This window comes from Candidatus Leptofilum sp., from assembly GCF_965223285.1.
GTDB lineage: Bacteria > Chloroflexota > Anaerolineae > Promineifilales > Promineifilaceae > Leptofilum.
This window is the reverse complement of sequence record NZ_OZ244997.1, coordinates 4,723,470-4,736,495: the sequence shown is the minus strand read 5'-3', so window position 1 is coordinate 4,736,495 and position 13,026 is coordinate 4,723,470. Positions and strand designations below refer to the sequence as shown.

The 13,026-nt window shown below is 53.3% G+C and carries 9 protein-coding genes and 1 tRNA gene; 5 read left to right on the top strand and 5 right to left on the bottom strand.

Translation table 11 applies throughout. From position 1 onward, the window contains the following. The first annotated feature begins 70 nt into the window (after positions 1-70). The gene (locus tag ACOQPU_RS21250; protein ID WP_420641840.1) at positions 71-2,491 is read left to right on the top strand and encodes a PEP/pyruvate-binding domain-containing protein; all 2,421 of its coding nucleotides are present in this window, start codon (positions 71-73) and stop codon (positions 2,489-2,491) included. 182 nt (positions 2,492-2,673) lie between these two features. On the opposite strand, the gene ACOQPU_RS21245 is transcribed toward ACOQPU_RS21250, so the two are convergent. Further along, positions 2,674-5,322, bottom strand: coding sequence for a CBS domain-containing protein (locus tag ACOQPU_RS21245; protein ID WP_420641839.1), 2,649 nt, complete (start codon positions 5,320-5,322; stop codon positions 2,674-2,676). A gap of 319 nt (positions 5,323-5,641) precedes the next feature. On the opposite strand from ACOQPU_RS21245, the gene ACOQPU_RS21240 reads away from it, so the two are divergent. The 4 genes from ACOQPU_RS21240 to ACOQPU_RS21225 all read left to right on the top strand — a co-directional run bounded on the left by ACOQPU_RS21240 (position 5,642) and on the right by ACOQPU_RS21225 (position 8,620). Then, on the top strand, positions 5,642-6,469 hold the full coding sequence (locus ACOQPU_RS21240; protein ID WP_420641838.1) for a hypothetical protein: 828 nt from the start codon (positions 5,642-5,644) through the stop codon (positions 6,467-6,469). Positions 6,470-6,562: 93 nt separating this feature from the next. Then, a complete protein-coding gene (locus ACOQPU_RS21235) occupies positions 6,563-7,363 on the top strand; it encodes a transglycosylase SLT domain-containing protein (protein WP_420641837.1) in 801 nt (266 codons plus the stop codon). A gap of 20 nt (positions 7,364-7,383) precedes the next feature. Further along, complete coding sequence (locus tag ACOQPU_RS21230) at positions 7,384-7,755, top strand: VOC family protein (protein WP_420641836.1); 372 nt, start codon at positions 7,384-7,386, stop codon at positions 7,753-7,755. A 175-nt stretch (positions 7,756-7,930) separates the two neighbouring features. Further along, positions 7,931-8,620, top strand: coding sequence for a metal-dependent hydrolase (locus tag ACOQPU_RS21225; RefSeq protein ID WP_420641835.1), 690 nt, complete (start codon positions 7,931-7,933; stop codon positions 8,618-8,620). A 90-nt stretch (positions 8,621-8,710) separates the two neighbouring features. Here the strand turns inward: ACOQPU_RS21225 and ACOQPU_RS21220 are convergent, their stop codons facing one another. From ACOQPU_RS21220 to gltX, 4 genes are all read right to left on the bottom strand, one after another. Then, positions 8,711-10,051 carry a M20/M25/M40 family metallo-hydrolase gene (locus ACOQPU_RS21220; RefSeq protein WP_420641834.1) on the bottom strand — a complete coding sequence of 447 codons (1,341 nt, stop codon included), beginning with the start codon at positions 10,049-10,051 and terminating at the stop codon, positions 8,711-8,713. Positions 10,052-10,112: 61 nt separating this feature from the next. Then, entirely contained in the window at positions 10,113-10,925 is an 813-nt protein-coding gene (locus ACOQPU_RS21215; protein ID WP_420641833.1) for a slipin family protein, read from the bottom strand. Positions 10,926-11,299: 374 nt separating this feature from the next. Next, positions 11,300-11,370, bottom strand: a tRNA-Gln gene (locus tag ACOQPU_RS21210). 58 nt (positions 11,371-11,428) lie between these two features. Then, positions 11,429-12,910 carry a glutamate--tRNA ligase gene (gene gltX / locus ACOQPU_RS21205; RefSeq protein WP_420641832.1) on the bottom strand — a complete coding sequence of 494 codons (1,482 nt, stop codon included), beginning with the start codon at positions 12,908-12,910 and terminating at the stop codon, positions 11,429-11,431. Between the last annotated feature and the right edge of the window lie 116 nt (positions 12,911-13,026).

Below are 13,026 nucleotides of genomic sequence, written 5' to 3'. Positions count from 1 at the left end.
TTAATCGGCAGACTCAGAAGGTTATCTGGCATATCTGGCAACATTGCCCACAAGGTTTTGGAGAATCCTTATGTCCCATTCCGTACCCATCAATAATTCACGGCCAATTCGCAGCATTACACCGACAATTGATATTTACATAAAGTTAGCACAATATCCTACCCTGGCCCATGAAATTCGGGTGCGAATGCGTGATGAACTGTTCCAGCGTGGCATTATCGAAGAGGAAGCATTTAATGCAGAGGTAAAAGAAAAAGCCTTGGAGTCACAGCGACGCGAAGGCTTATACGATCCCTTTGGGCAAGAGCAAGCACACATCTGGCAAAAGCGTAAAGATCGCATTCGGGATTTTCAGACAGATGCCTATTTCGGCAATAATCTCAGCATCTCTTTGCTAGATGGCATCGTTGAGGAAGTGCTAAACAGCCAACCGGGACATTCAGATTCCATTGAACTGAACTTCAACCCCGAAATCGCTCCGTGGGAAATGCTGTTTCGCCAGGGTGAAATATATGAAAAGCTGCCGCCAGATCAGCTAGCGAAGGTAAACCACCACCTGCTAGAAATTAAGGTGGTGCTGATCAAGGGAATGATCAGTGACCAACTGCGCTTTATTGCCGTAGCCAAGCATGTACTCAGCATTGACGATTTGCGGCGTATTTACCGGCGGCGCATTGGCGGAGGCAAAATTGGTGGCAAATCGGCGGGCATGGTTTTGGCCTGGAAAATTTTGCAGCAAACGCCAATAGATGACAGCCTTGACATCAGCGATTTTGTGGAAATACCGGACTCTTATTTTTTGGGCAGCGAGGTTATTTATGAATTCCGGTTGATGAACAATCTGGAACACTACATGAACCAAAAATATCGGCCGCTGGACGAAATTCGCAAAGATCATCCCAAAATTGAGGAAGAGCATTTGGCAGGCAGTTTTCCGGCTCATATTATCTACCGGCTTAACCTCATGTTAGATGAATTTGGAGACGATCCAATCATTGTCCGCTCGTCTAGCTTGCTAGAAGACAATTTCGGCTTTTCGTTCGCTGGCAAATACAACAGCTATTTTTGTCCTAACCAGGGCACCAGAGAGGAAAATTTAGAAGATTTGCTCGATGCCATTCGGCGCGTGTATGCCAGTACCATTAACCCAGACGCTATCTTGTACCGGCAGCATCATGGCCTGATCGATTATGACGAACGGATGGCGGTTTTGTTGCAGCGAGTTCGGGGAAAGCGATACGGCCGTTACTTTTTTCCAACCATCGCGGGCGTTGGTTTCAGCCGCAATCCGTTCCGCTGGCATCCCAAAATTGACCGCGACGTTGGCTTTTTACGCATTGTGTGGGGCATAGGCACCCGTGCCGTAGACCGTGTAGCCAACGACTACCCGCGCATGATCTCACTCAGCCACCCCCAACTGCGCCCCGAATCCACTCCCGCCGCCCAGCGGCAATATGCCCAATGGTTCGTCGATTTAGTTGATTTAGAGACAAACGAGTTTGCCACGCTGCCTATCGAAAAAGTGCTGGGAATAGATTATCCTGGTCTTCGCTACATTGCCTCACAGGACAAGGGCGATTATTTGCAGCGGATTCTGTCGGTGGGGGGGCTGAACAGGGATGATCGTTTTGTGCTGACGTTCGAGGCACTTGTGCGCGACCGCAAGTTTGTGTCGCTGATGCGCACCGCCTTGGCAAATCTGGAAAAAGGGTACAAGACCCCGGTAGATATTGAGTTTACAGTGGAGGTGATGCCGGGACGGCCGTATCCAGAGTTCAAGCTCCACCTGCTGCAATGCCGTCCACTCAGCCAGCGTAAAAACGAAGAGCAGGTCACATTGCCCACAAACGTGCCCAAGCAGCGCATCCTGTTTACCTCACGTGGCTTGATCCCAAACGGCCGTGCCACCCAGGTGCGCTATATTATCTTCGTCAACCCCAAAACGTACCGCGAAATCCCCGACACAACCACCAAGCTAGAGCTGGGCCGGGCCATTGGGCGGCTCAACAAGCTGTTGGAAGGGGAATCTTTCATTCTCATTGGGCCGGGTCGCTGGGGCAGTACCAATTTGGAGCTAGGCGTGCGCGTCACCTACGCCGACATTTACAACACCAAAGTGCTGATCGAACTCGGCGTGGAGCAGGATGGCAAACCACCAGAGCTTTCATACGGCACCCATTTCTTTCAGGATTTGGTGGAATCTGGCATCTTCTCCCTGCCGATTCCGCTGCATTTGGAAGGAGCCAGCTTTAATTGGCGTTTCTTCCGGTTGGCACCCAGCTGCTTGAGTACGCTGCTGCCGGAAGATGAAAATCTGACAGATTATTTGCAGGTGATTGATTTGCCACAAGTGACCAACGGCTATCGGCTGGATGTCATCATGGACGGCACGACCAATGATGAGGCGATCGGCCACCTGGTAGAAAGCACCGAAAATGACCAGATTGTGGCTAACGATCAATCCTCATTGGGGTATCCGTTTATCATATAGGAGATAAGATGACAGGGTAAAGGGTGTAAGCATCACTTGGTGAACGGCCGTAAAAACTCCCCCAATTCCCTATTTACGATCACAAAACTGTAGCCGCGGATTCTTTCCGCGAATTAGATACGCGGAAAGAATCCGCGGCTACAAATGATACTCTTTGAAGATAGTTACAAAATACAGATCATTCACTCTGCCAGCAATTGGTCCAGCAGTACCAGTTCCTCGGCCTCAGTGGTAACGTGGCCGTCTAGCTTGGCGGCGAGCAGTTTTTCTAGCAGCACACCAAACTGTGGCCCTGGCTTGAGTCCCATTTTTTTGAGCGTGTCCCCCGTAACGGCCGTTTTCACATCCCGCCACTTCTGCAAATAATCCTCAATCAGGCTGGCGGCTGGCTGACCCTGTAGCAAAATGCGCCCCACCAGCAGCACCCGGACGGGATACGGCCGTAGCAACTGCACCACCTCGCTTGGCTTGAGCGTAGCAGGCAATGTCACCCACTCCCGCCGCAGACGGCCGCAGGCCAGCACATCTGCTTTGGTCGCTTTGGTTACCCGCAGCCGCTTCATCACGCCGCGCTGCACCGACGCTGGCAAGGCCGCCAGCCACAGTGCAAAGTAGGTAAACAGCGGCGTCTCCTCCGCCAGCCACGTCTGCCAGGGAGGCTGCTGCCAAAATGGGAGAACGCGTTGAAAAAATACGGCCGTTTCTGGCAACCAGGCCAATCCCGCAAAAATATGCTCCAGCACGTCCAGCTTTGCCAAACGCACCAGCGGGGCAATCGGGTCGGCCTCTTGTAGCGTCAGCTCAATCTCATGCCGCAAACGCGCACCCGACACCCGATCCAGCAGCGGCAATGCTTCCTTGATTAGCTCCAGCGTGCGCGGTTCCATTTGGAAATTGAGCCGCTGCTCCAGCCGCACCCCCCGCAAAATGCGCGTCGGATCATCGACAAAACTTAGGCTGTGCAGCACCCGGATACGGCCGTCTGCCAAATCTTGCTGCCCCCCATAAAAATCGAGCAGCTGGCCCAAAAACGCCCCATCTAGCCGCACTGCCAACGTGTTGATGGCAAAATCCCGCCGGTGCAAATCCAGCTTGATCGACCCGTGCGACACTTCCGGCAGTGCAGTGGGCGCGGTGTAAAATTCGGTGCGGGCCGTTACAAAATCAATCGTAGGAGGAAGGTTATTAATCTCCAATCTCCAATCTCCAATCTTCTTTTTGTCTTTGTCCCGCTGCCAAATATTGCCCCACACCTCATTATCCAGCAGCCATTTAGCCGTGCCAAACCGCTTATGGCTGCGAATTTCCCCGCCAAAGCGACGGGCCAGCATCTTGCCGAGTTTAATTGCATCTCCTTCCACCACCATGTCCAGATCGGTGGGTGGTTTGCCCAACAGCAGGTCGCGCACCAGCCCACCCACAAAATAAAGCGGCAAATCCAGTTCATCTGCCGTTTCGCTAATGGCCAGAATCATCTGCCACAGCCCTGGGGACAGCATTTCCAGCAGGCGTTGGCGCATGTTGGCCGCAGAAATAGCTTGCTTGCTGGGTGGCTGAAACAGATGGTTGAGCAGGTCGGTGCGGGTAACAATGCCGATGGGTTGGGTGCCGTCTTCGGCCACCACCGGGATTTGCCCCCACTTTTCTGCCAGCATTTTTTGCTGCACGGTGTCGATACCGTCGGACGGCCGTACCGTTACCGATCCCTGGCGCATGATGCGAGCGACAGGCACGTTGGCCATTTCGTGGCTCATGGCGCGGTCTACGGCGCGACGAGTGAGCAAGCCTACCAGTTCCCCCGCCGACTCGTCTACCACCGGATACCCTTCATAGCCCAACCGCTGCATCAAAACGGCCGCTTCGCGCACCAACATCTCTGGCGGCACCGTCTGCACGCCATAAGACATCAACTCGGTCACCCGAATTAGCGGTTGGACAGCTTGGGGCAGCACCGCCACCAGCTCTGGAAGAACGGCCGTTAGCGACCGATCCTTAATCCGCGCCGCCGCTGCCCGGCTATGACCACCTCCGCCAAACAGTCGCGCCACAGCGGCCACATCCACCGCATCGGTGGTGCTGCGGGCCACTAGCTGCACATCATCGTCTAGCTGCACCAGCACAAACAGCCCCGACGGGGTCAGCGATTCCCGCAGCCGGTGGGCAATGGATGCAATCTCATCGGTAAAGTTTGGTGGGGCGATGGCACCGCTGACGATGACCGACTGCCCCCGCACGTCATGCCAATCGGCTGCCGCGTGCAGGGCATCGTATAACACCTGCTGACTGCCAGAAAGAGGAATATTGAGGAAGCGGCGCACCACGCTTAAAATGGCTCCGGCCTCTAGCAGCCAGGCGGCAGCAGCCACGTCTCGCGGCGTGGTGGTGTCGTAGGTGAGGGTGCCAGTATCTTCGTAGATGCCCAGCAGCAGCAGCGTCGCCTCTTCAGGCGAGAGGGCGATCCCCTGCGCCTTCAGCTGCTCGATGAGCAGCGTCGTCGTGGCCCCGACAGGTTCTACCTGGGCTGTCCATTCGGCGGGCGGGGTTTCATCAGTATGGTGGTCAATCACGTGGACAACGGGCTTGGCCACCATTCCCCGTACGCTGTTGAGCGATTGAGTATCTACCAGCAGCACCTCTTTCACCCGCCGTTTGCGCCACTCAGACGGCCGTACAAAGCGAAACGCATCCCAATAGAGCGTCAGGAACTGGGCGACGTTCCGGTTCAGGCGGCGGGCGAGGAGCATCGTGCCGTCGGGATGGAGCTTGCTGGCGGCAAGCTGGCTGGCCACGGCGTCAAAATCGGCATTTTCGTGCGAGAGGATGAGGCGCATGAAGCTATTTTAGTGCATGGGGTGGGCGATGCAAGCATCGCTTGATGACAAGGTGAAGGGAAAAGCAGTTCCTGAAACAGAATGTACCTACAGCCATTTCTCCATTTCATCCCGAATTGTGACAGCTAATGCCACAAAATGGGTAAATTCCTCTTGACTTATTAGCACGCGTGTTCTAATATCTTGTTCTAGAACAAGTGTTCCACACCCTCCTTGAGCTGGTTGGTGCGCCCCCAACCAGCTCTCTCTTCACAAAACCGGGCGCATGGAAAAGAAGATTGCCCAAGCAGAGGGGCAACCAAATCAAGGAGATATTGATATGCAAAGCAATCAGTACATGCGTACCCAAACCATCGGCACGCGACTGTCTTCATTGACAAGCTCGTTGCCCAAGAAAACGGCCGTGGGCGGTATTCTCATCATCGCCCTCATCGCTTTCGAGATTTTTAACTTCGACACCACCAAATACGCGCTGAACAACCTCATCGGGGACGTGCGATTTTGGGGCATGCAGTGGGCTGCCATTCTGGCTATTGCCTTTTGCGCCATTGACTTTGCCGGTCTGGTGCGCCTGTTCACCCCAGAACGCGGCATGGATGAACCCAAAGAGGTTTGGTACCTGATGGGTGCCTGGCTGTTGGGTGCGACCATGAATGCTGTCATGACCTGGTGGGCCATTTCTCTCACCTTGCTCAACCACAATCTTGGCAACGAAGTGCTCACCCGTGAGCAACTGCTGCTTTATGTTCCCATCTTCGTGGCTGTGCTAGTTTGGCTCACCCGTATCCTGTTCATCGGGGCATTCTCCGTAGCTGGCGAACACATCTTTGAGTTCAACGAAGCCGCCGACACGCCTCGCAAGCGGCCAGCCGCCGCCAAGCCGCGCCGCCGTGCCAACACCAGCACCGTTCGCCGTACGCCTGTACCTAAAACGGCCGCTCCCACCAGAACGGCCGTGCCCAAACGTGCTTCGGTACAACCTACCCAGGTCAATATGCCCATCGACGATTACAGCGAACCGCAGCCTCAACCAACCGTCCAGCGCAAACCCGTAGCCTCCCGCGTGCGCCAACGCCCCCCACGTCCTAATGGAATGCGTCGCTCACCAATGACAGGCTTGCAGGCACGTCCACGCAACCGCAACTAATGCCAGTAAACAGTGAACAGTGAACAGTAATCGGTTCTTGGAAGCACCGATTATTGAAAACTGATTACCGATTACTGCCGTTCGAGGTAAACTATGACGGTCTACGATCAACAGCTAACTTCATACTGGACGGTAGAAACGCCATTGAATGAGTACGAGCAGTTTGAGTACGAACCGGAAATCATCATCGGGGAGCATGATTTGCCGCCAGACCCCATGCAGCGGCGCATGACGATGATCCTCATCTTTGTGTTGTTTGGTATCTTGCTGTTTGCGGTGTTGGTTATGCCTCGATTGGCAAATGCTGATTTGCCGCTGGTTAGCAATAGTGCTGCCGAAAATACGGCCAACATGGTCGCTGCCGAGCCAGCAGATCAGCAAATAGTAAACTACGCCGGGAAGATTTCGCCCGTCTTTTCCAACGAGGTGAAATATTGGGAAAGCGACATCGTCCGTTGGGCAAGCGCGCACAGCCTGGACCCGGACATGGTGGCCACTATCATGCAAATTGAATCCTGCGGTGACCCCCAAGCCCTTTCCATTGCTGGGGCGCAAGGGTTGTTCCAGGTGATGCCCTTTCACTTCACAGCTGGTGAAAACATGATGGACCCAGACACCAACGCCCGGCGCGGCATGAACTACTTTGCTGAGCGGCTGGTGCAAACGAGCGGCGATGTGGGCAAAGCGTTTGCTGGTTACAACGGTGGGCACGTGGCTGCTGGTACAAGTTGGGACAATTGGGCCGCCGAAACCCAGCGGTACTTTGTATGGGCTACCGGCATTTACGATGATGCCAAAGCTGGCTTGGCAGAAAGCCCAACGCTGCAACAATGGTTTGCTGCGGGTGGTGCCAGCCTTTGCCAACAAGCTGCCACTCGCCTTAACTTGCAATAACTTTCATAAGGAGAAATCAGATGGAATTGGGCGCATTTTCGATTAGTCTCGCTGTGCAAGACTTGGAGACATCAAAAACGTTCTACGAAAAATTGGGCTTCGAGGTTTTTGGTGGTGACCCTGCCTATAACTACCTGATGATGAAAAATGGCGAGCACGTGATTGGTCTGTTTCAGGGCATGTTTGACAAGAATATCCTTACCTTTAACCCAGGTTGGGACCAAAGCGGACAAAATCTGGATAGCTACACCGACGTGCGTGAGCTGCAAAAGGCACTCAAGGCGCAGGGCATCGAATTTCAAACTGAGGCAGATGAAACCACAACAGGTCCAGCCAGCTTCGTCGTTATTGATCCGGATGGCAATCCCATCCTCATTGATCAACATATTTGATTTGTTTGTATAACAATTTCTTCAACTCTGCAAAAGCGCAGGTCGTGGCAAAAGCCCCGCCTGTGCTTTTTTTATGCCAATTGGTTTGACGGTCACTCCCCCCGAATTTATACTTGAAACAACTTTCCTTCTCAGTTCATTTACAGACGATTTCAGCTTTACAAGGAGGCTGCTCATGTCAATTTCAATTACCTGGCACGGTCATGCAACGTTTTCGCTAAACATCAACGGCATAAACGTTGTGGTTGATCCCTTTTTTGCGGGCAATAACCCATCGGCACAAACCAGTGCTAGCGATGTTGCCGCTGACTTCATCCTGCAAACCCACGGCCACGGCGACCATATTGCCGACACAGTCGGGCTGGCCATACGTACTGGCGCCAAAGTGATTGGCAATTTTGAGATTTGCAACTGGATTGGGGCGCAGGGGCATGACAATGTTCACGCCATGAACACAGGCGGCGGCTTCAACTTTCCCTTTGGCCGCGTGAAAATGACGGCCGCTTTGCACAGTTCTGGTTTGCCGGACGGAAGTTACGGTGGCGACCCCGGTGGTTACTTGGTAATGGCGGACGGAAAGACGCTGTACATTGCTGGCGACACGGCACTCTTTTCAGATATGGCGTTGATTGGCCGGGCTGGCATTGATGTGGCTATTTTGCCGGTGGGGGATAATTTCACGATGGGGCCGGAAGATTCGGTGCTGGCACTGGACTATCTAAAGCCAAAGACGGTGATTCCCTGCCATTACAACACCTGGCCGCCCATTGCCATTGATGTAGATGCGTGGGCGGAGAGCGTGAAAAATGAAACGGCCGTTACTCCCGTCATCCTCAAAGTAGATGAAACTTACGAACTGCCGTAACCAAACAATGTATTTGTCAAAGATTGCGCAGATTTACCAGATTCTACCCTTTCAATCTGCGTAATCTTTGCTTGCTTGTTATTTTTGACTTTAGGGGGTCAAAACTTCTGCGGAGAAGAGGCCAATACGGCCGTTTCCGTCCAGTCCGGCAATGCTCACCGCATATTGCACTGCTGGGTCTAAGCCTGTAATTGCTACGTTACCTGCCTCGCTGGCATTGACATAACGAAACTGCGGGTACGCCGTAGTTCCTACCGGCCGGAAGGAGATTGCATAGCCGGCAGCGGCACTGTCTGGAATCCAAGTGAGAATGTACGCGCCTGGCTCGGCCATTGGCGACAGTGCTGGTGCCACCGGCTGGGCAGGCGCGCCGGCTGCATTACCCAACAGTGCAATCGTAAGCTGCGTCACCCGCCGTAGATAATCGTAATCGAGCCATTCGGCCGTATCGCCGCTGTTGTGCTGCCGGTTGGGGTCTTCCTGGGATTCGGTTATGCGCACGGCGGGAATGCCCGCCTGTAAAAAGCTAATGTGATCGCTGTAGCGGCCGTCTCTATCCTCCGCATCAATCAACGTGTATGGAAACTCTGGCAGGTAGAGAGTGCCTACAAAATTGATGTAGCGGGCCAGCTGTCGCGGAGGCGAGCCATTTGGCCCTGGCGAAAAAAGCCGCACCGATTGGGGTATGCCCGGTCGGCCACCCACAATGTCCAGGCTCATCATGCCGTCGAAACGCCAGCCTTGCAGCAGTCGCTCCGTAACAAAATGGGTGCTGCCCAGCCGATTCTGCTCTTCGGCAGCAAAAGCCACAAAAATTATCGTCTGGCTCCACTCGCGGGAACTCAACACGCGGGCGGTTTCCAGCAAGGCGGCTACGCCAGAACCATTGTCGTTGGCACCGGGGGAAAAGCTGCTACCGTTCAGCGGATCAATCGTGCGCGAATCGTAATGGGCTCCAATCACAATCACGCCAGGATGCGCGCCGGTGCCTTGCAGCGTAGCCACAATGTTCTGCTGGTTGTACACCACCCCGCCCTGATTCACTGGAAATTCATCAACCTCGACGAGGAGACGGCCGTTTCCCACCCGAATGAACTCATTAAAAATCCAGCGACGGGCTGCCCCGATGCCAAGGCCTTCCTCATCCGTAACGCTGTAGGTGTTGCGCGTATTGAAACCTTGCAACGTTTGCACATATCCCACCAAATTTTGCCGAGACACCTGCTCCAGCAGCGTTCGCAAATCTGGATTCGTTCCCTCAATCACGTTACCTTCTGGGTCTGTAATCAGCGGACCAGCCTGGGCAATGCTAGAAAATGGCGTACCGCCGGGCGGGGTGGGAATGGTAAGTTGTTGTGGCCCCTGTAGTAAGGAGCAAGAGATTAGCAATAAAAGAGGCAAAAGAAGCAGGAAAATGGATCGACGAGGCAAAGTGACACCTAAAAAAGCGGGTGAGTTCAGTGTGAACCCACCCGCAGTAAAACGTTTTTAACTACTCAGCATCATCACTAGCTGGCTCATCTAGCTTGGCCGTCGGCGTAGCGTCTGACTTATTCTTCGCCGTGATAAACTCAGAAATGATGTCAATCGGAATGGGGAAGATAGTGGTCGTGTTTTGCTCCACGCCAATCTCCACCAATGTTTGCAGGTAACGCAAAGTCATTGCGCCTGGCTCAGAGTTCATGATGCGCGCCGCCTCAGATAGCTTCTGGGCAGATTGGAAGTCACCCTCAGCCTGGATGATTTTGGCCCGACGCTCACGCTCTGCTTCAGCTTGCCGTGCCATTGCCCGCACCATCGTGCTGTTCAGCTCCACGTCTTTGATCTCGACGATGGAAACCTTCACACCCCAGGGCTCGGTTGCTTCATCAATGATGTGTTGCAGCGTGTCGTTAATTTGCTCACGATCCTGCAAAATTTGGTCCATCATGGATTGACCAATCACGTTCCGCAGGCTAGTTTGGGCAATTTGCCAGGTGGCCCGACGAAAATCTTCTACCTGGATAATAGCAGCAGTAGGATCGACCACGCGGAAGTACACGACCGCATTCACTTTCACCGTCACGTTATCACCCGTGATGGCTTCTTGGGCGGGTACGTCCAGGGTAATGGTACGCAAATCGACCTTCACCATTTTGTCGATGATGGGAATGATGAAGAAAAGCCCCGGCCCTTTGGCACCCATCACACGACCTAACCGAAAGATGACGCCACGTTCATATTCCTGCACGATGCGGATTGAGGCGATCAGTAAAACAATTAACCCGACACCAACGACGCAAATGATGGGGATTAAGAATTCCATTGTTGTCTCCTTTTCAGAGTAGCAGGCTGATTTGAATTCCCAGCCGTGCCGCTGCAATTACGGCCGTATTCATACAGCCTATTGTTGTCATAATACAACGCGCTTTTATTATACCGCATTTTCGCCAACAGCTACCGACCGGATGTTTGGAACCTTAAAGATGCTCTCAAGGTAGCTTGGGAAAATGCAGCTACCAACTTATACGCAAAAGCGAGAAAAAAGTTTGCCAAAATCCCCCACATTTGGCGGTTTCATCAGGTTTTATGCGGCACACCCCCATATTTAGCCAAATCTCCCAACTGGCAAGTAGCACAGTGCACAAATAAAAAAAGAACATGACCAATGCCATGTTCTTTTTGCTGAAAAACTGGTAGCTGCGGGACCAGGATTCGAACCTGGACTAGACGGTTCAGAGCCGCCGGTTCTGCCATTAAACTATCCCGCACTGTTTGGCTGAACGAAGCGAGATTTTACCAAAAGCCCCCTGGCATGACAAACTGCAGCTAATCAAAAAGTGGCAAGATTTGGTCTAATCGGGCCACAACGCGCTCACGCCCCAAAGCAACCACAGATTCAAACAGGGGAGGTGACACCTTCTGCCCAGTTACCGCCAATCGCATCTGCCCCAAGAAGGGGCCGGCTTTGCCGTTGCCCGTATGTTTTTCGCCAATGGCCATCAGGTTGGCACTAATTGTTTCCAGCGTGAATGGTTCTAAATCTGCCAGCACGTCGCGCGCTTCGCGGAAGGCAGCGGCAGCGGCCTCCAGCGGCAAATGTTTATGTGTGACAGCTTCCGCACTTTCTGGCAAGGGCATCTCCTCAGATAAAAAGCGCAAAAAGGGAATGGCATCAGGGAAGCGTTTGAGGCGCACGCGCATAGGCGGCATAACAACCAACAGAGCATCTACGTTCACTTCTAAACCAGCAGCATGTAGATACGGCCGTACCGCCCTGGCCAGTTCCAATGGTTCCATCTCTTGAATGTATTGGCCATTGAGCCAATCCAGCTTGCTGTAGGGCAGTTTAATTGGGGTCGGGCTAACTGTTGCCAGATCAAACCGTTCAATCGCCTCGGCCATCGTGAACTTCTCGATGTCGTCGCCAAACGTCCAGCCAATGTTTGCCAAAAAGTTAAGTACCGCTTCTGGCAGGTAGCCTCCTTCCATAAATTCGGAAGCGCGCACTAAAATTTCGGTGCCTGCATCGGTGAATGCCTGGTGCCGCTTACTCAGTTTGCCTTTGCCGCTGGGGTTCAAAATGACGGGCAAATGCACGTAAACGGGCAGTTCCCAACCAAAGGCTTTAAACAGATTCACGTGAATCGGGGCGGTGTTGAGCCACTCTACGCCGCGCGTGACGTGGCTAATTTGCATGAAATGGTCATCCACCACGTGGGCCAAATGGTAGGTAGGTAGGCCGTTGGATTTAAGCAGGACGTAATCGGTGAACTGAGCATTGTCAAAAATTACATCGCCACGGAGCAGGTCGGGAACGGCCGTTTGCCCACCAAGCGGCATCTTAAAGCGAATCACGTACTCACGACCCTCTGCTTCTAGCTTGGCCACTTCTGCTGCCGGCAAATCCCGGTAGCGGCGATCGTAGCCAGAACGGTCTCCCTTTGCCTCCAATTCTCGCCGCATCTCAGCCAATTCTTCCGGCGTGGCAAAGCATTTGTAAGCGTAGTCATTTTCGATGAGCCAGTTAGCCCATGTTTGATACAGTTCCTTCCGCTCTGTCTGGATATACGGCCCAAACTCGCCGCCTACATCTGGCCCTTCGTCCCAATCAATGCCAAACCAGCGCAGGCTGGCCATCAAACTTTCCAGCGCACCAGGAACGGTGCGCTTGGTGTCTGTATCTTCAATGCGGAGCAAAAATTGGCCGCCGTGCCGCCGCGCATATAGCCAAGCAAACAGTGCTGCCCATACGCCGCCAATGTGTAGATAGCCCGTGGGGCTGGGTGCAAATCGTGTTCTAACGGTCATACAACCTTTCTGAATTATTTTTAGCCACAGAGATCACAGAGATTTAAGAGAATACTGCCTCTTTTCTGCAACTTCTTCGCTTAATATTAAAAAATGAGTGGGGAGTATACTGGATT